Below are 23,306 nucleotides of genomic sequence, written 5' to 3'. Positions count from 1 at the left end.
AGATATCTTTATGTCGATGTTGCGTCTGATGCAAGCACTAAGTGCGGTCTTCGTCACCAAGTCTGTTCATGAAAGGAAAAAGGCCCGCTTTGCGGCGGGCCTTCCTGGATCTTTTGAAAAGGATCAGCGCGTCAGACGCTTGTAGCTGACGCGGCCCGGCTTGATGCTCTCCGGGCCGAGGCGGCGGACCTTGTCCTTTTCGTAGTCTTCGAAGTTGCCCTCGAACCATTCCACATGGCTGTCACCCTCGAAGGCGAGGATGTGCGTCGCCAGACGGTCGAGGAACATGCGGTCGTGGCTGATGATCACGGCGCAGCCTGCGAAGGCTTCCAGCGCTTCTTCAAGCGCTGCCAGCGTTTCGGTATCGAGGTCGTTGGTCGGTTCGTCGAGCAGGAGCACGTTGCCGCCGGCCTTCAGCATCTTGGCGAGGTGAACGCGGTTGCGCTGACCACCCGAGAGGTTGCCGACCTTCTGCTGCTGATCGCCGCCCTTGAAGTTGAAGGCGCCGCAATAGGCGCGCGAGTTCACTTCGAACTTGCCGAGCTTGATGATGTCGTTGCCGCCGGAGATTTCTTCCCAAACGGTCTTGTCACCCGCCAGCGCATCGCGGCTCTGGTCGACGTAACCGAGCTGAACCGTGTCACCGACAGTCACGGAACCGCTATCGGGCTTTTCCTGGCCGGTGATCATTTTGAACAGCGTCGTCTTACCGGCACCGTTCGGGCCGATGACGCCGACAATACCGCCGGGCGGCAGCTTGAAGGACAGGTTCTCGATCAGCACGCGGTCGCCATAGGATTTGGTGAGGTTCTCGGCCTCGATGACCACACGCCCGAGACGCTCAGCAACCGGGATAACGATCTGCGCATCGCCGGGACGACGATTTTCCGCTGCTTCCACCAGCTCGTCATAGGCCTTGATACGGGCCTTGGATTTCGTCTGGCGGGCCTTCGGACTGGAGGCGATCCATTCCTGTTCACGGCTGATGGCCTTCTGACGCGAGGCATCTTCACGGGCTTCCTGCTGCATGCGCTTGGCTTTCGCCTGCAGATAAGCGGAGTAATTGCCCTCGTAAGGAATGCCGCGGCCGCGGTCGAGTTCGAGAATCCAGCCCGTAACGTTGTCGAGGAAGTAGCGGTCGTGGGTGATCATCATCACGGCGCCGGGATAGTCGCGCAGGTGCTTTTCCAGCCAGGCGATGGTTTCAGCATCCAGATGGTTGGTCGGTTCGTCGAGCAGCAGCAGGTCCGGCTGCGACAGCAGCAGGCGGCACAGGGCCACACGACGGCGCTCACCACCGGAAAGGCCGGTCACGGGCGAATCGCCGGGCGGGCAACGCAGGGCGTCCATGGCCATTTCGACCTGATTTTCGAGGTCCCAGAGGTTCTGGCTGTCGATGATGTCCTGAAGCTTTGCGCCCTCTTCCGCCGTTTCGTCGGAATAGTTCATCATCAATTCGTTATAGCGGTCGACGATCGCCGTCTTGCTCGCCACGCCTTCCATGACGTTCTGCATGACGGTCTTGTTTTCGTCGAGCTTCGGCTCCTGCTCGAGATAGCCGAGCGTCGCACCTTCGGCGAGCCAGGCTTCACCGGTATATTCCTTGTCGAGGCCGGCCATGATCTTGAGAACGGTCGATTTACCGGCGCCGTTCGGGCCGAGGATACCGATCTTGGCATCAGGGTAGAAGGAGAGATGAACGTTCTCCAGAACCTTCTTCGCGCCATAGGACTTGTTCAGCCCAGCCATGTGATAGATGAATTGACGTGCCATTGTAGCGAATGCTCCACATCGGATTTTTAAGAGTACGTATCGGGAAATTTGCCGCTATGTAGGGTAAATAGGACCTTGGGGCAACCTCTGGCACGATTATGACCCCATGATTATGAGAAGCTGTGTGAGCACGCGATGGGTGTGACAATGAATGAGACGACGGATAACTTCGCTTTCAGCCGGATTGAGAGGCTGGAAGCCCCCTCCGGCGCATCCATCGCCTTCCGCCATCAGCCCTCCGCCCTTGCCCCCGCCCGTGGCGTTCTGATGATCTGCCATGGTCTCGTGGAACATGCCGGGCGTTATCGCCGGTTTGCCGATACCCTCGCGAAGCAGGGTTTCGAGGTCTATGCCCATGACCATCGCGGCCACGGCCGAACGAGAGCGGCGGATGCGCCTCTCGGCCGCTTCGCCTGGAAGGATGGCGTGGAAAAGGTGGTGGCCGATGTCATGGCGATGCGGCGCATGGCGGCAGAAAGACATCCCGGCCTGCCCGTCATCCTGTTCGGCCAGTCGATGGGCGGGCTTGTGGCGCTGAACACCGCTGTCAGCCATCCCGATGCCTTCGATGGGCTGTCGATCTGGAATTCCAATCTCAATCCCGGCTTTATGGGTCGTTTAGCACAAGTGGTATTGCGGCTTGAGAAAATGCTGAAAGGCTCCGATGTGCCGAGCGCGATCCTGCCCAAAGCCACCTTCCGCGCCTGGAATGCAAAAATGCCAGAAAAGCGCACCCATGCCGACTGGCTGAGCCATGACAAGGCTGCGGTGGACGCTTACGTGGAAGACCCGCTCTGCCAGTTCGAGGCAAGCGTTTCCCTTTGGCAGGATGTCTTCGAACTCTCCTATCGCGCGCCAAAACTCATCGAGCGCCTGCCGAAAAAGCTGCCGCTCTTGCTGGTCAGCGGCGATCAGGATGCTGCCACCAATGATGGCAGGGAGATCGTCTGGCTGGCCGAACGTTTCCGCCAGGCGGGCTTCAGCCATGTCGAACACACCATCTACAAGGGCATGCGGCACGAGACACTGAACGAAATCGGCTGGCAGGCCCCGGCTGCGGATTTCGCTGCCTGGTGCGACCGGGTGGTGGGTGGCAGTAAAACGCCCTCCCCGTCATTTCGGCCTTGAGCCGGAATGACGGAATTAGGGGACTCTCAAAACACAACGAATGTCGAAGCTGCCGTGTCAGCCCCAGTTTAGTGCCGTTCCAAAACGGAATAAGTCCATGAGATAAAATCACATGCGACGCGGCAAGCAGCGGTCTATAAACCGACAGACACAAATACCGGGGGACAGATGACCGATATGCCGAACAGGAAAGCGCCGCTCGCAGGCATTCGCGTCATAGAACTGGCGCGTGTTCTGGCCGGCCCCTGGGCGGGGCAGATGCTGGCCGATATGGGTGCCGATGTCATCAAGGTTGAAAACCCCGAGGGTGGCGATGACACCCGCGCCTGGGGGCCGCCCTTCGTGGAAAGCGATGATGGCGAGAACCTTTCCGCCGCCTACTACCACGCCACCAATCGCGGAAAGCGCTCGGTCGTCGCCGACCTGAAGACCCCCGATGGCTGCGAACTGGTGCGCCGGCTGGTACGTACTGCCGATGTGGTCATCGAAAATTTCAAGCGCGGCGGCCTTGCGAAATATGGCCTCGATTACGAGAGCCTGAGGGTTCTCAACCCCAAGCTCATCTATTGTTCCATCACCGGCTTCGGCCAGACAGGGCCCTATGCCGATCTCGCCGGATACGATTACATCGTGCAGGGCATGTCCGGCTTCATGTCGATCACAGGCGAAGCGGACGGCCAGCCAATGAAGGCGGGCGTCGCGGTCGCGGATATCTTCACCGGCATCTATTCCGTCACGGCCATTCAGGCGGCATTGATCCATGCCATGCGATCCGGCGAGGGTCAGCATATCGACATGGCGCTTCTGGATGTGCAATCGGCCGTTCTTGCCAACCAGAACATGAACTATCTCGTTTCCGGCAAGCCGCCGGTGCGGCTTGGCAACGCCCACCCCAATATTTCGCCCTATGAGGTGGTGCCGACGGCAGATGGCTTTCTCATCCTCGCCGTCGGCAATGACGGCCAGTTCCGCCGTCTCTGCGGGATTCTCGGCATCGACGCCATTGCCGATGACGAGCGATATGCGACCAACAGGGCCCGCGTCGCCCACAAGACCGAGGTGCGCAGGATCGTTTCCACCGAAACGCTGAAATGGCAGAAGCGCGATCTTCTCACCGCCTGCGAAAAGAATGCCGTGCCTGCGGGACCGATCAACTCGATCGAGGAAATGTTCGCCGATCCGCAGATCAAGGCCCGCGCCCTGCGCGTCAATCTTGCGAGCGAAGACGGCACAGTCATCCCCGGCGTCCGCACACCGATTATAATGTCGCAAACACCGCTGCGTTACGAACGCCCGAGCCCGAAGCTCGGGGAACATCAGGCGCAGGTGCTGGCCGAACTGGAAACGATTGAAAGGAACACCGCGCCATGAAGAGAACCGGCGGACAATTGATTGTCGAAGCGTTGAAGGCCAATGGCGTCAGCCGCGTCTCCTGCGTGCCGGGCGAGAGCTATCTCGCGGTCCTCGACGCCCTCTATGAGAGCGGCATTGAAACACTGGTCTGCCGTCAGGAAGGCGGCGCTGCCATGATGGCCGATAGCTGGGGCCGGCTGACGGGCGAACCCGGCATCTGCATGGTCACCCGCGGGCCGGGCGCGACGAACGCCTCTGCGGGTCTGCACATTGCCCGCCAGGATTCCATTCCGATGATCCTCTTCATCGGCCAGGTGCAGCGCGAGGCTCGCGAGCGCGAGGCCTTTCAGGAAGTGGAATATCGCCGCGCCTTCACCGAATTTGCCAAATGGGTGGGCGAAATCGATGACGCCCGCCGCATTCCCGAATTCGTCACCCGGGCCTTTGCCGTCGCCACCTCCGGTCGGCCCGGCCCGGTTGTGCTGACCCTGCCTGAAGACATGCTGGTTGAAGAGGTCGAAGCGCCAGAGGCAAAGCCCTATACTCCGGTCGAGGCCCATCCTGGCCCGTCCCAGATCGCAACCTTTGCTGAAATGCTTGCTGAGGCGAAACGCCCGGTCTTCATCATCGGCGGCACACGCTGGTCCGAGGAAAGCGTCGCAGACTTCAAGGCATTTGCCGAAAAATACAAGCTGCCCGTCGGCTGCTCGTTCCGCCGCCAGATGCTGTTCGATCATCTAAGCCCCTCCTATGCCGGTGACGTCGGCATCGGCATCAACCCTGCGCTTTCGAAGGAGATCAAGGACGCCGATCTGGTGGTCCTCCTCGGCGGCCGCCTCTCCGAGATGCCGTCGTCAGGATATACGCTGCTCGACATCCCTTACCCGTCGCAGAAACTGGTCCACATCTATCCGGAAGCCGAAGAACTCGGGCGCGTCTACCGGCCAGATCTCGCCATCTGCGCTTCGCCGGATGACTTCGTTGCCGCGCTGGCCTCCGTCGATCTGCCGCATAACGACGCGTGGGCGTCCCGCACGGCAATAATGCATGAGGCCTATCTCAACTGGTCGACGCCGCCCCAGACGGGACCCGGCGCCGTGCAGATGGGTCCAATCATGGACTGGATCGAGACGAATGTGCCTGAAGATGCCATCTTCACCAATGGCGCTGGAAACTACGCCACCTGGGTGCACCGCTTCCATCGTTTCCGCCGTTTCAACACACAGTCCGCACCGACATCAGGCTCGATGGGTTATGGCCTGCCGGCGGCGGTTGCCGCCAAGCATCTGTTCCCGGAGCGCGAGGTCATCTGCTTTGCCGGCGACGGCTGCTTCATGATGCACGGTCAGGAATTCATCACTGCCGTACGCTACGATCTGCCGATCATCACCGTGCTGGTCAATAACGGCACCTACGGCACGATCCGCATGCATCAGGAGCGGGAATATCCCGGCCGTGTCAGCGGCACCGATCTCGTCAATCCCGATTTCGCAGCCTTCGCCAAAGCCTATGGCGGGCACGGCGAAACGGTGGAAAAGACCGAAGACTTCGCCGCCGCCTTCAAGCGCGCGCGAGCCAGCGGAAAACCTGCCATCATCGAGGTGAAGCTGGATGCGGAAGCGATCACGCCGACGCGCACGCTGACACAGATCAGAACCCGGGCCTGATATTGCCCACCGATATTGATGATGGACATGGCTCCGGCATGGTGTAAATCCTGAGTAAAACTTACAGCTTAGGAAACAACATGCCGGATGTTGCCCCTCCCGTCATCACCCCACGCGGCGCAAAGATCGAGCCCTCGGCCGGCGCACCTTTCGAGGCCGTGCGCGTTGCCCGCGATGTGCTGCACACATCCCGCACGGCAGCACTCGCCACGCTCGATCCCGTCAGCGGCTATCCCTATACGACCGCTACCAATATCGGCATTGAGCCTGACGGCACGCCGTTCTTCTTTGCGGCCGGGCTGACGCTGCATGCTCGCAACATGGAAAGCGATCCGCGTATCTCGCTCACGCTCGCCCCCTTCGGCAAGGGCGATGCGCTGACGCTGCCGCGACTGACACTTGTTGGCAGGGCGGAACAGATTAGCCCGGATGACGTGCCGCTCGCCATCGCGCGCTACATTGCCCGATACCCCAAGGCCAAACTCTATCTCTCCCTTCCCGACACCAGGCTTTACCGGCTGCGGACGCAAGGCGTGCAGATTAATGGCGGACCGGCCCGCAACGCCAGCAACATCACCCCGGCCGATCTGCGCACCGATCTGTCAGGCGCAGAAGAACTGATGGCGACGGCGGAAAACGAAGCGGCCCGCCTCAACGCCATCAAGGGCGAAGCGGGCCGGCTTGCCGTTCTCGCAGGCGCCAAAGCCGGGCGCTGGACGATCACCTCAATCGACCCTGATGGTATCGATCTCGCTTCGGCAAATGATCTGGCGCGGCTATGGTTTGCGGAGCGGGTTGAGACGTTGAAACAGTTTGAGAAGGCGCTTGCTTCTCCGGTGAGGTGACGGACGTAAGCGATTCAAAAAACATGAAAATTGCTTCTACTTGGCATTTTGTGGCCATGTCGCCACGCCGCGCCGTCACCTCGGGCTAGATCCGGGGGCCAGCGCGATCAAGTCCTTGATCGCAAAAGACTCTTTTCACGACACAGACGCGCCGAGGCTGGATGCCGGGTCAAGCCCGGAATGACGGGGAGAGTTCTTGACCCCATCCCATAAAAAAGCCGGGCCGCTTCCGCGACCCGGCCTTTCCCATCAATCAAACCGTGGCTCAGAGAGCCGCCGTCACGATGAACTCAACCTTGTAGTCCGGCGTAGCAAGCGCTGCTTCGCTGGTGGCGCGGGCCGGCGGGTTTGCCGGGTCGATCCAGCCTTCCCACACAGCGTTCATCTCGCCGAAGGTGGACATGTCGGAAAGGTAGATGATGGTCTGCAGGATCTTCGACTTGTCGGAACCGGCAGCCGCCAGCAGACGGTCAACTTCAGCAAGAGCCGACTTGCTCTGTTCCGTCACGCTCGTGCCTTCGCCAACCTGGCCGGCCAGATAAACGGTGTTGCCGTGAACGACGGCGCCGCTCATGCGCTTGCCTGGCTCGATACGCTTGATGGTCATGAAAAACTCCTGTTGATTGGTATTGGAAATGAAGCTGCTCGAAAGATCAGCCGCGCAGGTGGTGGGTCTTTTCATAGATCGCGGTGGAGCGCGCGCCAGACCGGCAATAACCGAGCATCGGGCGCTGCAATTCATCCAGCGCATCCACCATGCCGGCAACGGCATCGGCGTCGACACCGTAGCGACCGACCGGGACATGCATGATCGTCAGCCCAAGCTGCTCGGCGCGCTCTGCTATATCAGCGAAAAGCGGCTGCCCCTCTTCCTCGCCGTCAGGGCGGTGGCACACGATCGACCTGAAGCCAAGTGCCTTGATCTGGTCGAGATCGGCGACGCTGATCTGTCCGGTTACCGAATACTCGTCGTCTATGCGCCTGATATCCATCTTCGTGCCTCCGCTGGCCGTCACCCTTGAAATCCGCATCCGATGTAAGCGGTCAAAACCGCGGCGTCAATGACGGGCGATCTCCATTCGGTACGGCTCAAAGAATGGAAAAGCGCAGGCCGAAGGAGCGGCTTTCGCCCGGCTGGAGGATGTTGAACTCGCCGGCCGCCTCAAGCTCCCTGCGCTCCACCCAACGGTGGGATACGGGCTCGATACCCAGCACATTGGCGGGTGCTTTCTGATTGCGCCACATCTGGAGGTAGGGCAGTGTCTCCGTCCGGAACCGGACGCTCAACGTCTTGCCGCCGATGGCCGCAATCGGCCCGAGCTTCAGTTCCGCCCATTCATCATTGCCGGCAGAAACGCAGAAAACGCTGCCCGGCTCTTCGCCAAACCGCCAGCCATGGCCGCCATTCTCGAACATCGCGCCTTCAAGCCGCACGGCGTCGTCGAACAGCCGCGCACCGACATTCATATGATACATCAGGAAGACCGGCATCGGCCGCTCCGATGTGTTGACGATGCGGTCGTCGAGGCTGATTTCACCGCTTTCACCATCGATGCGCCAGGTGCGATTAAGAAGCGCAGTCCCACCATCCGCCAGCTTTACGGGAACCTCTACACGCGCCAGCGCATTGGTTTCGTGAGTGTCGAAGGTGATGATCTTTGCCGGATGCGCGGAAAAGGAGCCATGCAACGGATATCGGCGCCCATCGCCACCGTCATCGATCACCACGGGATGGCGGATATGATCAGGACCGCAGGTAAAGAGGAAGCCTTCCAGCGAATGGTCGATCCGCGGATCGCCATCATCGGGAATGGCGCGACCGGGAGCGATGTCGATGCCATCGACGATGCACGACCCGATATCGAAGACGGAGGTTTCATCAAGGAAAATGCGCGGCGATTTGCCCGCCTGAAAAGAATGCAAGACAGCCTCCCTGTGGCAGTAAAAACGCAGAAATCACGGAAACGCTACTAACTGTGAGGAAAATTAAGATTGCATTAACCGCGAATTCACCTTTTTCACAATAGGGTCAAGATTAGCGTGTGTTTATCGGTGACGAAGCAAGGGATAGCAGAATCGTGAAACATTTTCTTAACGCCGCTCTGGGTCTGACGGTCGCACTGGCGTCAGTTTTCGCCCCGCTACAGGCTGGCGCGCAGCAGCGTTATGGCGAGCAATCCATGCTTGTGACGCCGGATGGGCGGGTTCTCGATTTCATGCCTGAACGCAGCGATATCGTCATCAGCCGGGATGCGATGGGCCGCACCGTGTTTTACGACCAGTATGGCAACCTGCTCGCCACGGAAATGCCATCCGGTTACCCGCAGCAGCGCCAGCAGGCAAGGCAGCAGCGCGACACAACCTATTACCCCCCTGCCCCAGGCGGCCAGTATCGCGAGCCACAGCGTGACTACGGCTATCAGGACAATGGCAGCGTACGCGACTATCGCGAATATCGCGGCGACGGCTCCGACGAAAGTTTCTACACCGGCTCCGTTCCCGCGCCGGGCGCCGTCGAGAGCGGCCCCCTGGGTCAGCCTGTGCCGGGCGAAAGCACTACGGCCGCCGTCCCGCAGCCGGAGCATCTGATCGAGCGGCACACGCCGGTTACGACACCCGTCAACCGGTCGCGCCAGGAAATCGTTGCACTCCAGACCTTCCTCGACCGCGAGGGTATTTCCCCCGGTGTGATCGACGGCAAAATGGGCGACAACGTCAACAAGGCAATTGCCGCCTGGCAGGACATGACCGGCGAAAAGCTGGACCCGAACAATTCCGACGACATTCTCGAGCGGCTGCGTGCTTCCGGCGGCATGCCGATCGTGGACTACACGATCACGGCGGCCGATGCGGCCGGTCCCTACGTCGCTTCAATTCCGGACGACTATGCCGAAAAATCGCAACTGCCTGCCCTCTCCTTCACGTCAACGACGGAAGCCCTGGCGGAACGGTTCCACATGGATGAGAACTACCTGAAGGAATTGAACCCCGGGATCGATTTCTCCGTGCCCGGCACCATCATCAAGGTCGTGAACCCCGGCGAGCCGAAGAAGGGTCAGGTCGCCCGCATCGTCGCTCATAAGGGTATCAAGCAGGTCTTTGCCTATGGCCAGGATGGCAATCTTATCGCCGCCTATCCCGCCACGATCGGTTCGACGGATACGCCCTCACCGAGCGGCACGCATACGGTGGAGCGCATCGCGCTCAATCCCGGCTATACCTACAATCCGAAAATCAACTTCAAGCAGGGTCAGAATGACAAGATCCTGCAGATTCCGCCGGGTCCAAACGGGCCGGTCGGTACGGTGTGGATTGCCCTGTCGAAACCCACATACGGCATTCACGGCACGCCGGAACCTTCCAAGATCGGCAAGACCAACAGCCACGGCTGTATCCGCCTGACGAACTGGGATGCGACCGAATTGGCAAAGATGGTCCGCCCCGGCGTGGTCGTTGAATTCGCGGAATAGGATTGACGACACGAAAACGAAAAAAGCCCGGCGGTTTGGTCCGCCGGGCTTTCTTGTATGTGTGGCATCTCATTCGTGCTTTTCCGTCAGGAAATAGAGCAGCGCTGCAACCGGGAGCGCAAACCCCAGCCATGACGCGGCTTGCCATCCGCCAGCGGCATAGGCCCATCCTCCCACTGCCGAGCCAATCGCCCCACCCATGAAGAACGTCGCCATATAGATGCCGTTCAGGCGGCTGCGGAATTCCGCTCCGAGCGTGAAGATCGCCCGCTGGCCGAGGACCAGGTTGGTGGTGACGCCGAAGTCCAGAACGATGGCTGCGACGACCAGAATGCCAAGCGCCAGATGTGAACCTTCCGGAGCCAGATGCGTGATGGCGAAAGAAAGCGCGACTGCCAGCAGTGCAAACAGCGTGGCTGCCCGCGTCCAGCCACGATCCGCCATCCGCCCGGCGATCGGAGCGGCCACGGTGCCCGCAGCACCCGCCAAGGCAAACAGCGCGATCTCACCCTGACTCAGATTGAAATGCGGACCGCTCAGATAAAGGGGCGTGGTCGTCCAGAACAGGCTGAAGGCCGCAAACATGAAGGCATGGTAGATCGCCCGCCGGCGCAGGAGCGGCGTGTGGAGCGCCAGCCGGCCCATGGATGCCATCAGGGCGCCATATCCCAGTCTCGCTTCGGGCACACGAACCGGCAGCAGCCGGAAGAGGACGACAGCGAGAAGGGCCATGACGGCGGCAGAGGTGAGGAAGACCCCACGCCAGGAAACGACTTCCGACAAGAGGCTGGAAACCGGCCGCGCCAGCATGATGCCGGCCATCAGGCCGCTCATGACGTTACCGACGACGCGCCCGCGAACGGCGTGCGGCGCCATGTGTGCGGCATAGGGGACGATGACCTGTACCGCCACCGAACTGACACCGACAAGAAATGCGGCAATCAAAAACGGCGCGGCGTGCGGGGCAAACGCTGCAGCAACGAGCGATAGCACGGCCATGGAGACGGAACTGACCACAAGCTTGCGGTTTTCGATGAGGTCACCGAGCGGCACGACGAACAGGAGGCCGACACCGTAGCCGATCTGCGTCAGCGTCACGATCAGCCCGGTCGCGCCGGCAGACAGGCCAAGCTCCGCGCCGATAATGCCGGCAAGCGGCTGGCCATAATAGAGATTGGCCGCGATCAATCCGCAGGCTGTTGCAAGCAGGAAGGTCAAGGCCGGGGAAATCGATGTCGTCTGGACATCATCCCCATTAATCACACGCGTTGTCATCATTTTCTCCAATATGGAAACAATCGTTTCCTAAATAGTCACTAAATTAATCGGCAAGCTTCATGGCGAGATCCACCACTGCCACCATGTCTTTGAGGCTACGCCCGGTTTTTCCAACCACGCGCATGCCGTACATCATGCACAGCATCGCCCGAGCAAGATCATCGGGATCGGCTTTCGAGGCCACGGAACCATCCTTCTGCCCTTCCGCGATAATCCGGGCGACAATCCGCTCCCTCATCTTCACTGCCCGCTCGACCACGACGGCAATGTCTTCATCCAGCGCAGCCAAGTCGGCGGCGGCACCAACCACGAGACATCCATCCGAGCCGACCCCGCCGTGAGAACGTTCGGCATAAAACATCAGGCCCGCCTTAAGGCGCTCATAGCCGGTTTCGAAACCGGCCACCGCCGCCTCGAAGCGCTGGGTCTGGATGATCGTGTAGCGCTCCATCGTCGCGATGAAGATGGCTTTCTTATCCTTGAAAGCCTTGTAGAGACTGCCCTGCGCCAGTTCCATCGCATCGGTGAGATCACCGACCGAAGTTGCGTGGTAACCGCGCCGCGAGAACACCTTGATCGCACCATCCAGCGCGCGATCGAGATCGAACTCGCGCGGGCGGCCGCGATGGCGTTGTTCCGGGGAATTGGAGTGGCTCAAATTGCTCATGAGCGGAATATAGGAAACGATCGTTTCCAAATCAAGCGAAAATTTTCGTCCCACGAAGAGCCTTTAGGAAGCGCCTCGTAACGGCGCCCCTGCTACGAATTGTGTGGGAAGCCAATTTCATCCCAAGTCGCAATTTGCCTGCAACCAGCTGGGATAGAAATGATGGATCAGGCGGCCCTGCGTGTCACCAAACGCGCCAGATGAGCAACGCGCCTCGGAAGTCTTTTCGGCAGGAGGTTGATGACTTCCTCGGCAAAAGCCGCCGCGTTTTCGACCGCCTTGTCGATATTGCTGACCTTCTTGCCATCCAGACAGAGAAGCGTTCCGCCATGGTCGAAAATATCGCGATAAGCCGCCCGCTCGACAATCGCCGTGTTCAGCATCGACACGTTCTTTTCCGAAAGCAGCATCTTCACGAGCAGCAGCGAACGCGTCGCGACCATGGCATTGACCCGCGTTAGCACGATGGAGTGGGCGATCTCCTTGCCCATCTTGCGGTTCAGGAATTCGATGTGATCGAGAACTTCGGCAGCACCGCGCGCATCCATGGCTGAGCCCTGAACCGGGATCAGAACATGATCGGAAATTCCGAGCGCCATGGTCAGAAGCGGCGTCTTTGCGCCCGGAAGATCGATGATGAAGCAGTCGGTGTTGGCCCGGTTCTCGCGAATGTGCCCCTCAAGCGAAGCCATCGTCACATGCGAAATCACCGAGAGATTTTCGATCTCGCCCGATAGTTCGTGCCAGCGGGAGATCCATAATTGCGGATCGGCATCCAGAACCGTCACGCGATGGCCGCTACGGGCCAATTCGGTTGCCAGAAGCAGCACGGCCGTGGTTTTCCCCGCGCCGCCCTTGGTATTGGCGAAAGTGATGACTGACATGATACCCCCTGTTCGTCAGAGCCGTTTCATGCTCATTCTCGCACCGACGCACTTCATGGTGCTTTCTACAATCTTAACGAACAGGGTTAATAAAACGCTAACGCCGGGACGAAGTGCTATGAGAAACGCCGGCGATGGGCTCATCGCGGGGTTCGTGGGCTGGATATCGTATCCTGGCTCGTTCCGGCGCGACGTTGCCGCTGGTTTCTTCTCCCCGCCGGGGAGAAGGTGGCCCGAAGGGTCGGATGAGGGGGCTTGATCGCGGTCATTCGCTGGCCTCGCCCCTCATCTCGCTGCCGCGGACTTCTCCCCGCCGGGGAGAAGAAACAAGCAGCACGCCCTCGATCTCAAACCAGCCTCACGAATAAAAAGATGCCCTTTAAAAGCAAGCCTCAAAAAGCGCCTTGGTATTTTCCAGCGTCATCGGCACTGGATTGCCACCGCAGCTGGGGTCTTTGATCGCTTCCGCCGCCAGCTCGTCGATGCGATCCGGTTTGATCCCCATGGCGGTGAGATTCTCCGGCACGCCGAGTTCCTTGCGAAGCTTCAGCACATAGTCATAAAAGCCGTCGAAACCGCCGGAAATGCCAAGATAGGCGGCGGCGCGGGCAATCTTGTCCTCGATCGCCGGACGGTTGAAGCGCAGCACCGCCGGCATGACGACGGCATTGGTCATGCCGTGATGGGTGTTGTAGACAGCGCCGATCGGATGCGAGAGCGAGTGGATGGCGCCAAGCCCCTTCTGGAAGGCAACCGCCCCCATGGCCGCTGCCGCCATCATGTTGGTGCGCGCTTCAATATCCGTGCCGTCCTTATACGCGCGCGGCAGGAATTCCTTGACGAGCCGCAAGCCCTCCAGCGCCACGCCGGCGCTCATCGGGTGGAAGAACGGCGACGAATAGGCTTCGAGGCAATGGGCAAAGGCGTCCATGCCCGTGCCGGCCGTGATGACCTTCGGCATGCCGACCGTCAGTTCGGGATCGCAGATGACGACGCCGGGCAGAAGCTTCGGATGGAAGATGATCTTCTTCACATGCGTCTGCGAATTGGTGATGACGCTGGCGCGACCGACTTCCGAACCGGTGCCGGCCGTCGTCGGAACCGCGACGATGGGCGCGATCTTGGAAGCGTCCGCGCGGGTCCACCAGTCGCCTATATCTTCAAAATCCCAGACCGGGCGCGTTTGCCCGGCCATGAAGGCGATGGTCTTGCCGAGATCGAGCCCCGAGCCGCCGCCAAATGCCACGACGCCATCATGGCCGCCATCGCGATAGACCTTCACACCCGCTTCCATGTTGATTTCGTTGGGGTTCGGATCGACCTCGGCGAAGATCGCCCGGCCGAGACCCGCCTCCTCCAGCACATCGAGCGCATGCGCGGTAATCGCCATATTGGCAAGGCCGCGATCCGTAACGAGAAGCGGCTTTTTGATGCCGAGCGTCTTGCAGGCTTCCGCCAGTTCCTTGATCCGGCCACGGCCAAGCTTGACGGCGGTGGGATAACTCCAGTTGGCGACGATATTCATTTCGTGACTTTCTTCAGATGGTAGGATTTCGGACGGGTCAGGTTCTGGAAACCGAGGACAGAAAGCGAGCCGCCCCGGCCCGTCTCCTTCACGCCGGTCCAGCAAAGGGCGGGGTCGAGATAATCCGCACGGTTCATGAACACGGTGCCGGTTTCGATTTCGCGGCCGATCCGCCCGGCGCGGGCGGCATCCTGCGTCCACAGCGAAGCGGTCAGGCCGTATTTGCTGTCGTTCATCAGCGCGATGGCTTCGTCATCGTTCTTCACCTTCATGATGCCGACAGCCGGGCCGAAGGTCTCCTCGGTCATGAATTCCATGGAATGATCGACATTGACGAGGACTTGCGGCGCGACATAGGCGCTCTCACCATCATCGGCGGGAAACAGCTTTGGATCGACCAGTGCTTTGGCCCCCTTCGCGACGGCATCGGCAATCTGCGCGCGAACGACTTTTGCGAAACGCTTGTTGGCCATCGGCCCAAGCGTGGTCTCCTGTTCCAGCGGATTGCCGAGCTTGTAATTGGAAACCCACGCCACGGACTTCTCGACGAAGGCGTCATAGAGGTTTTCGTTGACGTAAATACGCTCGATGCCGCAGCAGCATTGCCCCGAATTATAGGTCGCACCATCCATCAGCGTATCGACGGCGGCGTCCAGATCGGCATCCTCCATCACGTAGCCGGGGTCCTTGCCGCCGAGTTCGAGCCCGAGGCCAGTGAAGGTGCCGGCCGCGGCGCGCTCGATGGCACGTCCGCCTTCCACCGAACCGGTGAAGTTGACGAAGTTGAAAAGGCCCTCGGAAATCAGTGCCGACGTCGTGCCGTGGTCGAGGAAGACATTGATAAAGACATCGTCAGGCACACCGGCTTCGACGAAAGCCCGCACCATGCGCTCACCCACCAGCAGCGTCTGCGCCGCATGTTTGATGACGACTGTGTTGCCGGCCATCAAGGCGGGCGCGACGGTGTTGATCGCCGTCATGTAAGGATAGTTCCACGGCGCGATAACGAAGACGACGCCATGCGCCTCACGCTCGATGCGGCGTTCGAAATTGCCGCTTTCCTCGATGACGAGCGGCGCCAACGCATCGGCGGCAATGGAGGCGACATAGTTGGAGCGCTCGTTGAAACCCTTGAACTCACCGCCATAACGCACCGGACGGCCCATCATGTGGGCGAGTTCCGGCACCACTTCCGCCACCATTTCATTGAGGCGGGCGACACCCTTCAGAACCAGCTGAACACGGTCCTCAAGCGGACGTCGCGCCCAGTCCTTCTGCGCCTTGCGCGCTTTCGAAACGGCGGCGCGCGCCGCCTCCAGCGACATCGCCTCCCGCTCGGCATAAACCGAGCCGTCGATGGGCGAGATATTCTGGATCATGGTCATGCCAAGTAACTCCGGTTCTAGCAGGCTAAAGTCTTCACGTGGCCGGCTTCGCCATAGGCCAGGATGACGTGGTCGCGTGTGATGATGGTGAGGTCGTGTTCTCGCGCCGTCGTAATCAAAATACGATCGATCGGGTCTTTATGAGCAAGCTGAGGAAGAAAACAGGATGCGATAAAAATATCCGCAGTCACAGGCTGCTCGATGACTTCGGCCTCCCTTTTAAAATCGTCGTACCAACGCTGGGGACTTTTGGTCTCACTGAGGCGTCCCTTCGCAACCAGCATACCCATCTCCCATGCGGTGACGGCAGAGACGCAAACAGGATTGCCCGCCTGATAGGACTGGTTCAAGATATTGACCGCCTCGTCCGAAACAGGCTCACCCTGTGACATCCAGATCACCGCACATGTATCGAGAAGAATGCCGTCACTCATTGTAGAGCTTTTCTCCCCATTCAAAATCTACGGGTTCGGTGAGGTCCACATCTGGCATGACAGTAATAGTGCCTTTCATACAACCGAAAATCGGATGTCGACGTTCCGCCGCACCGACGTTACGCACGTCGCGACCTTGTCCTCGGGACGAAGCAGACCCGGCATAGGTCGCCTGGCTGTTTTCGGAAAAACCGGCGGCACCACCCCGACGATGAAGAGCGACGTCGCCGACGGGAACGTCGAGATATTCGGCAATCCGGTCCTGCTCCTCCACGCTCATATTCCGTTCCCCATTTAGCATGCGTGTCACCGCGCTTCGGTCTAGCCTCAGGAAGCGAGCCAAGTCAGCCTGACTCCCGCCCCTTTTCTTTAACTGTTGCGAAAACCACGCCTTATCAATCCGATCATTAATCATTGTCGCGCCTCCATTGAGGTAATAGCAACAATATCCTCTAAAATTGAGATTTCAACAACGCCATGATCTCACGCCCGTTCGAAACCGCGCGCCACTTCCCAGTCGGTCACGCGGCGGTCGTATTCTTCCTGTTCCCACGCCCCGGCGCGGACGTAATGATCGATCACATCGTCGCCGAAGGCCTTTCGCAGCATGGTCGATCCATCCAGAAATGCGGTGGCGTCACGCAGCGTCTTTGGTATCTCGCGCACATCCTTGCCGCCATAGGCGTCACCGACAAAAGCGGGCTCAAGTTCAAGTTTATTTTCGATGCCGTCAATGCCTGCTGCAAGCAGGGCAGCCATCGCGAGATAGGGATTGAGATCGGAGCCACCGACACGGCACTCGATGCGGATGCCCTTTGTGCCCTCCCCGCAGAGACGATATCCCGCCGTGCGGTTGTCGAGGCTCCAGATCGCCTTGGTCGGCGCAAACGTGCCGGCCATGAACCGCTTGTAGGAATTGATGTAGGGCGCCAGAAAATAGGTGATCTCGCTGGCATGGGCCAGAAGCCCGGCAACATAATGCCGCATCAGCTGCGACATGCCATGCTCGGCGTTCTTGTCCAGAAACGCCGGGGTCTTGCCGTCGAGGCTCCACAGCGACTGGTGGATGTGGGAAGAACTGCCGGCGGCATTGTAGTTCCACTTGGCGAGGAACGTCACCGCCTTACCCTTCGACCAGGCGATCTCTTTGGTGGCATTTTTGATGATGGCGTGCCGGTCGGCCATGGTCAGCGCCTCGGCATAACGCACATTGATTTCCGCCTGACCGGGAGACGCCTCGCCCTTGGAATTTTCAACCGGAATGCCGGCGCCCTGCAAGCCCTTACGGAGCGCGCGCATGACGTCCTCTTCCTTGGTCGTCTGGAAGATGTGGTAGTCCTCATTATAGCCGCTGGCGAGGTTCAGACCCTTGTAACCACTGGCGCGCGCCGCATCGAAGGTCTGGTCGAAGAGGAAGAACTCCAGCTCGGTCGCCATAAAAGCTTTCAGTCCCATGGCCTCCAGCCGCGCCACCTGCTTCTTGAGCATCGCGCGCGGGGAATGCGGCACCTCCTCGTGTGTGTGATGATCGAGCACGTCGCAGAGCACCAGCGCCGTGCCTTCCAGCCACGGCACACGCCGCAGCGTCGAGAGATCGGGTTTCAGCACATAGTCGCCGTATCCTTTTTCCCAGCTGGACGACTTGTATCCGGGAACGGTTTCCATCTCCATGTCGGTGGCAAGCACGTAGTTGCAGCTATGGGTTTCCTCATAGGCACTTTCGACGAAGAATTCGGCCTGGAACCGCTTGCCCATCAGACGCCCCTGCATGTCCACAAGGCAGGCCAGAACCGTGTCGATGCGGCCCTCGGCGACATCCATCTTAAGCGCGTCGAATGTGTAGCTCGTCATATTGTCCGTTCCCTTTATTGTCGTGATCGGGCGGCCGGGATGCGGCCGCCCGTGTTTGTGAGCATCAGGCCTTTGCAGCTGCCGCGGCCATAGCCGCCTGCTTGTGCTCCAGCGCGAATTCCTCTTCCGGCGACAGGATGAGGCGATGGCGCCCGATGAAGGCGAAATAGGCGATGGCGACCGCAAACCAGACCGCTACCCACAGCACGCCCTTGCTGAAGTTCGGATCCTGGATCTGGTAAAGCAGTGTGACGATGGCGATGATAACAGTCAGCACCGCACCCGGAATGCCGAAGGGCGAGCGGAACGGCCGCTCTATATGCGGCAGGTTTTTCCGGAGCAGGATGAAGGAAATCGCCTGCAGGATATAGGAGAACATCGCGCCAAACACGGCCATGTTCAGAAGCACGCTGCCGATGATGCTGCCGCCCTGTTCCGCGCCCAGTGCGAACCAGATGACCAGCATGACTGCAAGACCAACGAGAGCGCCGGCGATATTGGCCACGAAGGGAGTGCGGTATTTCGAGTGGGTGATGGAAAGCACGGTCGGGAAGTACCCGGCCCGCGATAGCGAATAGATCTGCCGGCCCTGCGCATAAAGGATCGTATGGAAGCTCGCGATCAGGCCGGTGAGCGCGACGATGCCAAGCAGCACCACGCCGCCATCGCCGTAAATTGCCTTGAAGCCATCCAGCAGCGGCTCAAGCGAGGAGCTGAGATGGAAGGCGCCGACGCCCGGCAGGGACGGATTGAGCAGCACAATCATGAAGGCCGAAACCATCAGAGTAATCACGCCGAGGATGATGCCCTTCGGCATATCGCGCTTCGGATCGACGGATTCCTCGGCCGCCAGCGGCAATTGTTCGATGGCGAGGAACAGCCAGACCGCGAAAGGCAGCGTGGCGAGAACGCCCGAAAAACCGAAGGGGAACAAGGATCCGCCGCCCTCCGGCAACTCCACCGCCTTGCCATCCGGGCCAACGCCGATGTTCAGCGCATATCGGGAGAAATCCATGTTCGGAATGGCGCTGATCCAGAAGAACACCAGAACACCGAGCGAAATCAGCGTGATGACCAGCGTCACCTTGAAGGAAAGTTCCAGCCCGAAAACGTTGAGAGCAAGGAAGATCACATAGAAACCTATCCACACAAAGGGTGAATAGGCAGGATCGAGCCCCAGAATGGAGTTCATATAAGCCGTGATGAACGTGACGATGACCGCCGGTGTCAGCACATATTCGACATTCTCGCAAAGTCCGGTAATGAAGCCGCCCCATGGCCCCATGGCCGTGCGGGCGAAGGAATAGGCTGCACCCGTATGCGGCAGCGCCGGGCTCATTTCAGCGATCGAAAATGTCAGCCCGATATACATGACGGCGATGATGATGCCCGCCACCAGCATGCCGCCCCAGCCGCCGGTGGAAAAGCCAAAATTCCATCCGGAAAAATGCCCTGAGATGACCGCTCCGACGCCAAGCGCCCAGAGCGACCAAACGCCCGCATAACGGGATAGTCCGCGTTTTTCGAAATAGGATGCATCAGCCTTCTTGTAGCTGACGCCTGATGATGAACTGTCCATGCCCTTCTCTCCTGATAAGAAAAAAACAAGCCAGTCAGCCAGGATTGGCCGATTGTGCCCCAGTCTTCGACGCCGTCAGGGAATTCCCGGATCGCGCCGCACGCATCTGCTGTTCCCGTACCGCTTCTTTTCCCGGCTTCTTTGACCGGATTGACCGGATGGCGGCAGTCTCCTTTTGATGGCAGGCCCCGATGTGTTCACCGTCGGCCGCCCCTGCTCCCTCACTCGTCTATCGATGCGAGTGCTTTCCCCATAAGCTCGTAAAGAAAAGCGGCGATCTCCGCCTGCTCTCCCCCATCAGTGATAAGATCGTTGCGGATTTCGATCATGACGTTCAAAAGCCCGTTAGGCAGCGCATGCAGCCGCAGCGTGTGGGTCACACCGTCTTCCGGTCCGTATGGATCGTTGCGATTGACGGTGAGCGATGCCCCCTCGGAACCGGCCAGCATCGCGTCCGCAAGCCGGCTGTCGCTATCGTGCAGGATGCCGATCTCCACCTCGCGGAACTGACCATGATAAACCGGCGTGAAACTATGGATCGTCACCACCACCACCTTGCGGCCGGCAGCCTGCCGCGACGCGACGATCTCGCTCACCCGGTCATGAAATGGCACGTAGAGCGCCGAGATGCGGGCGAAACGCTCCGCTTCATCGAGATCGAAATTGCCGGGAATATCGTAAATCTCGCTCTTCACCGGCATGGCGGAAGGCGATTCGGGTGGGCGGTTGCAATCATAGACGAGACGCGAAAAGCGTTGATAAACCAGCGTCGCATCGAATTTCTGCGACAGCAGCCGGGCAACGGCAAGAGCACCGGGATCCCATGCGGCATGGCTGGAAAGCACATCGGGCGAAAGACCCAACGTGCCGTATTTCTGTGGAATGGCGGCAGAGGCATGCTCGCAGACGAGAAGGATATCACCTTTGCCCCCAGCGTTCTCGACGCCGACGGCCTGCCCTTCCGCTTCTGTGAAAAACCGTGACCGCAGCGTCATGCACGCACCCCACCCGGAACCCCGGCGTTCCGTTAACGCCGAAAAGAATTCTTCACATTGCAGCCAGTGTCAAATGGAATTTTGAAATTTTCTCTTCATTTTTCCCATTGACTCGGCAGCGCGCACAGATGTTTATTTTAGCAATCACACCGGCAGAAGACCGGAAGGGGAAAAGTTTGCGCAGCACGACGGCGACCGTCTCGGATGTCATTCATGCCCATTACGACGCGTTGACCCGTTCGGAAAAACGGTTGGCGGAAAGCCTGCTCGGCAACTATCCCATGTCCGGTCTCGGCAGCATCACCACCATCGCTGAAAATGCAGGCGTTTCCACGCCGACAGTGGCGCGCATGGTTCAGAAGCTGGGCTACAGGGGCTACCCCGAGTTTCAGGCGCACTTACATCAGGAACTGGAAGCGACGATCTCCGGCCCCGTCGCCAAACATGACCGCTGGGCAACCAATGCGCCCGGCCTGCACATTCTCAACCGCTTCGCCGACGCCATTACCGGCAATCTGCGCGATACGCTTGGTGATCTCGACACCGCCGTCTTCGACAATGCCGCAGCACTTTTGTCAGACCGCAAGCGCAGCATCTATTTCGTCGGCGGTCGTATTACCGGTGCGATTGCCGAATATTTCTTCACCCACATGCAGGTGATCCGGCCGAAGACGGCTCTGATGTCGTCCAATTCCAGCGCCTGGCCGCAATATATGCTGAACATGAGCGCTGGCGACGTGCTCGTCATTTTCGACATTCGCCGCTACGAGCACGATATGACGACGCTTGCTGAGGTGGCGAAGGCAAATGGGGTGCAGATCATCCTCTTTACCGACCAGTGGACATCGCCGGTGGCGCGCCATGCACTGCATATTTTCCGGGTGAAGATCGAGGCCCCGTCCGCCTGGGATTCGTCTGTCGTGACCCTGTTCGTCGTCGAGGCGCTGATCGAAGCGGTGCAGAGCGGGACATGGGACGAAACCAAGGAACGCATGAACGCACTGGAGGGCCTGTTTGAACAGACACGCCTTTTCCGGCGTCCGGACAGAACGTGAATATGCGTAGCCGGCATACGACTTGACGCCGATGCTGCTCGCTGATTGGATACCTGCTATCGCTACCAGCACGATAAAGCAGGGGAAAAACCAAGCTGGGGAACACATCTGGTCTAACGGACGAGAACGGACAACTCCCGCAATTGCAGGCCAGAAAGCCTGATAATGGCGGAAAAACAGGCTTAAAGTGGCGGAATCCGGATAAATAAGTTGCAATCCAGCCGTCACATTAGCTTCATCGAGACTCCGTATCAGCGTCCGCAATATGAGAACACGAAGAGGAGAAAAAAAGTGATCTCTCACTGCCGCCGACTGCTTGCTACAACCACCGCGCTGGTCATTGCATCCACCGCCATTGCCGCCGCTGAACCGAGCGCCGAACTGATCGCCGCTGCCAAGAAGGAAGGCATGCTCACAACGATCGCGCTGCCGCACGACTGGTGCGGTTATGGCGACGTCATCGCTTCCTTCAAGGCAAAGTACCCGGAGATCACCGTCAACGAACTGAACCCGGACGCCGGCTCTGCCGACGAAGTGGAAGCGGTGAAGGCGAACAAGGACAACAAGGGTCCGCAGGCGCCTGACGTCATCGACGTGGGTCTCGCTTTCGGCCCGCAGATGAAGGCCGAAGGCCTGCTGCAGCCTTACAAGGTTTCCACCTGGGACGAAATTCCTGACAACGTCAAGGATCCCGAAGGTTACTGGTACGGCGACTATTACGGCGTCATGTCCTTCTTCGTGAACAAGGATCTGGTCAAGGAAACGCCGAAGGACTGGGCAGACCTTCTGAAGGCTGACTATTCCGGTCAGGTCGCACTTGCGGGTGACCCGCGCGCCTCCAACCAGGCGATCCTCGGTGTTCTCGCCGCCGGTCTCGCAACCGGTGCGAAATCCGGTAAGGAAGCCGGTGAAGCGGGCCTGAAATACTTCGCCGATCTCAACAAGGCGGGCAATTTCCTGCCGACCATCGGCAAGGCCGGCACGCTTGCACAGGGCGCAACGCCGATCATCATTGCCTGGGACTATAACGCGCTTTCCTGGAGGAAGACGCTGAACGACAACCCGCCGACAGAAGTCGTCGTTCCCGAGAAGGGCGTTCTCGCTGGTGTCTACGTTCAGGGCATCTCCGCTTACGCACCGCATCCGAACGCTGCAAAGCTGTGGATGGAACACCTCTATTCGGACGACGGCCAGCTTGGCTGGCTGAAGGGTTATTGCCACCCGATCCGCTTCAACGCGATGGTCAAGGCCGGCAAGGTTCCGCAGGAACTCATCGACAGCCTGCCGCCGGCAGCTGCCTACGAAAAGGCAATCTTCCCGACACTCGAGGAAGTTGATGCCAACAAGGCTGCCGTGACCGGCGGCTGGGACAGCGTCGTCGGCGCAAACGTGAAGTAACTGTTGAAAACGCACCCCG

General features: G+C 59.5%; 21 protein-coding genes. 7 read left to right on the top strand and 14 right to left on the bottom strand.

Annotated features, from left to right (window positions below; genetic code table 11):
• Positions 1-123: 123 nt before the first annotated feature.
• Complete coding sequence (gene ettA / locus FS804_RS14875; protein WP_004442830.1) at positions 124-1,773, bottom strand: energy-dependent translational throttle protein EttA; 1,650 nt, start codon at positions 1,771-1,773, stop codon at positions 124-126.
• Between the two features lie 147 nt (positions 1,774-1,920).
• Between ettA and FS804_RS14870 the strand changes: the two genes are divergently transcribed.
• The 4 genes from FS804_RS14870 to FS804_RS14855 all read left to right on the top strand — a co-directional run bounded on the left by FS804_RS14870 (position 1,921) and on the right by FS804_RS14855 (position 6,766).
• The gene (locus FS804_RS14870) at positions 1,921-2,901 is read left to right on the top strand and encodes an alpha/beta fold hydrolase (RefSeq protein WP_144577332.1); all 981 of its coding nucleotides are present in this window, start codon (positions 1,921-1,923) and stop codon (positions 2,899-2,901) included.
• A 168-nt stretch (positions 2,902-3,069) separates the two neighbouring features.
• Positions 3,070-4,272, top strand: coding sequence for a CaiB/BaiF CoA-transferase family protein (locus tag FS804_RS14865; protein ID WP_144577330.1), 1,203 nt, complete (start codon positions 3,070-3,072; stop codon positions 4,270-4,272).
• A complete protein-coding gene (locus FS804_RS14860) occupies positions 4,269-5,921 on the top strand; it encodes a thiamine pyrophosphate-binding protein (RefSeq protein WP_144577328.1) in 1,653 nt (550 codons plus the stop codon). Before FS804_RS14865 ends, FS804_RS14860 begins: the two co-directional genes overlap by 4 nt.
• Positions 5,922-6,001: 80 nt before the next feature.
• Positions 6,002-6,766, top strand: coding sequence for a HugZ family protein (locus FS804_RS14855; protein ID WP_144577327.1), 765 nt, complete (start codon positions 6,002-6,004; stop codon positions 6,764-6,766).
• A gap of 265 nt (positions 6,767-7,031) precedes the next feature.
• Here the strand turns inward: FS804_RS14855 and FS804_RS14850 are convergent, their stop codons facing one another.
• The 3 genes from FS804_RS14850 to FS804_RS14840 all read right to left on the bottom strand — a co-directional run bounded on the left by FS804_RS14850 (position 7,032) and on the right by FS804_RS14840 (position 8,689).
• Positions 7,032-7,373, bottom strand: coding sequence for a RidA family protein (locus tag FS804_RS14850; protein WP_004442838.1), 342 nt, complete (start codon positions 7,371-7,373; stop codon positions 7,032-7,034).
• Positions 7,374-7,419: 46 nt separating this feature from the next.
• Complete coding sequence (locus FS804_RS14845; RefSeq protein ID WP_063950605.1) at positions 7,420-7,758, bottom strand: TIGR01244 family sulfur transferase; 339 nt, start codon at positions 7,756-7,758, stop codon at positions 7,420-7,422.
• A gap of 97 nt (positions 7,759-7,855) precedes the next feature.
• Entirely contained in the window at positions 7,856-8,689 is an 834-nt protein-coding gene (locus FS804_RS14840) for an aldose 1-epimerase family protein (protein WP_144577325.1), read from the bottom strand.
• Between the two features lie 155 nt (positions 8,690-8,844).
• Here FS804_RS14840 and FS804_RS14835 point away from each other — a divergent pair, with 155 nt between their 5' ends.
• A complete protein-coding gene (locus FS804_RS14835) occupies positions 8,845-10,236 on the top strand; it encodes a L,D-transpeptidase (RefSeq protein ID WP_144577323.1) in 1,392 nt (463 codons plus the stop codon).
• A 69-nt stretch (positions 10,237-10,305) separates the two neighbouring features.
• Here the strand turns inward: FS804_RS14835 and FS804_RS14830 are convergent, their stop codons facing one another.
• The 10 genes from FS804_RS14830 to FS804_RS14780 all read right to left on the bottom strand — a co-directional run bounded on the left by FS804_RS14830 (position 10,306) and on the right by FS804_RS14780 (position 20,834).
• A complete protein-coding gene (locus FS804_RS14830; protein ID WP_186376812.1) occupies positions 10,306-11,511 on the bottom strand; it encodes an MFS transporter in 1,206 nt (401 codons plus the stop codon).
• A 46-nt stretch (positions 11,512-11,557) separates the two neighbouring features.
• On the bottom strand, positions 11,558-12,181 hold the full coding sequence (locus tag FS804_RS14825; RefSeq protein WP_246665896.1) for a TetR/AcrR family transcriptional regulator: 624 nt from the start codon (positions 12,179-12,181) through the stop codon (positions 11,558-11,560).
• A gap of 167 nt (positions 12,182-12,348) precedes the next feature.
• A complete protein-coding gene (locus FS804_RS14820; protein ID WP_144577318.1) occupies positions 12,349-13,065 on the bottom strand; it encodes a ParA family protein in 717 nt (238 codons plus the stop codon).
• 379 nt (positions 13,066-13,444) lie between these two features.
• On the bottom strand, positions 13,445-14,590 hold the full coding sequence (locus FS804_RS14810) for an iron-containing alcohol dehydrogenase (RefSeq protein WP_063950610.1): 1,146 nt from the start codon (positions 14,588-14,590) through the stop codon (positions 13,445-13,447).
• The gene (locus FS804_RS14805) at positions 14,587-15,975 is read right to left on the bottom strand and encodes an aldehyde dehydrogenase family protein (protein WP_144577314.1); all 1,389 of its coding nucleotides are present in this window, start codon (positions 15,973-15,975) and stop codon (positions 14,587-14,589) included. Before FS804_RS14805 ends, FS804_RS14810 begins: the two co-directional genes overlap by 4 nt.
• Before the next feature lie 17 nt (positions 15,976-15,992).
• A complete protein-coding gene (locus tag FS804_RS14800) occupies positions 15,993-16,409 on the bottom strand; it encodes a type II toxin-antitoxin system VapC family toxin (RefSeq protein WP_144577312.1) in 417 nt (138 codons plus the stop codon).
• On the bottom strand, positions 16,402-16,824 hold the full coding sequence (locus FS804_RS14795; protein ID WP_063950613.1) for a helix-turn-helix transcriptional regulator: 423 nt from the start codon (positions 16,822-16,824) through the stop codon (positions 16,402-16,404). Before FS804_RS14795 ends, FS804_RS14800 begins: the two co-directional genes overlap by 8 nt.
• Positions 16,825-16,892: 68 nt before the next feature.
• Complete coding sequence (locus FS804_RS14790; RefSeq protein ID WP_144577310.1) at positions 16,893-18,260, bottom strand: glutamine synthetase family protein; 1,368 nt, start codon at positions 18,258-18,260, stop codon at positions 16,893-16,895.
• A 64-nt stretch (positions 18,261-18,324) separates the two neighbouring features.
• Positions 18,325-19,839, bottom strand: a complete 1,515-nt coding sequence (locus FS804_RS14785; RefSeq protein ID WP_144577308.1) for an amino acid permease — start codon at positions 19,837-19,839, stop codon at positions 18,325-18,327.
• A gap of 221 nt (positions 19,840-20,060) precedes the next feature.
• Complete coding sequence (locus FS804_RS14780) at positions 20,061-20,834, bottom strand: N-formylglutamate amidohydrolase (RefSeq protein WP_144577306.1); 774 nt, start codon at positions 20,832-20,834, stop codon at positions 20,061-20,063.
• Positions 20,835-21,010: 176 nt separating this feature from the next.
• Here FS804_RS14780 and FS804_RS14775 point away from each other — a divergent pair, with 176 nt between their 5' ends.
• Both FS804_RS14775 and FS804_RS14765 read left to right on the top strand, forming a co-directional pair.
• A complete protein-coding gene (locus FS804_RS14775; RefSeq protein WP_063950617.1) occupies positions 21,011-21,889 on the top strand; it encodes a MurR/RpiR family transcriptional regulator in 879 nt (292 codons plus the stop codon).
• Between the two features lie 291 nt (positions 21,890-22,180).
• Positions 22,181-23,287, top strand: coding sequence for an ABC transporter substrate-binding protein (locus FS804_RS14765; protein WP_063950618.1), 1,107 nt, complete (start codon positions 22,181-22,183; stop codon positions 23,285-23,287).
• The last annotated feature ends 19 nt before the right edge of the window (positions 23,288-23,306 follow it).

Origin of the sequence: Agrobacterium sp. DE0009 (assembly GCF_007680755.1) — a bacterium.
GTDB classification, from domain to species: Bacteria; Pseudomonadota; Alphaproteobacteria; order Rhizobiales; family Rhizobiaceae; genus Agrobacterium; species Agrobacterium tumefaciens_B.
The sequence above is the reverse complement of the archived record's forward strand: the minus strand, read 5'-3'. Positions and strand labels throughout refer to the sequence as shown.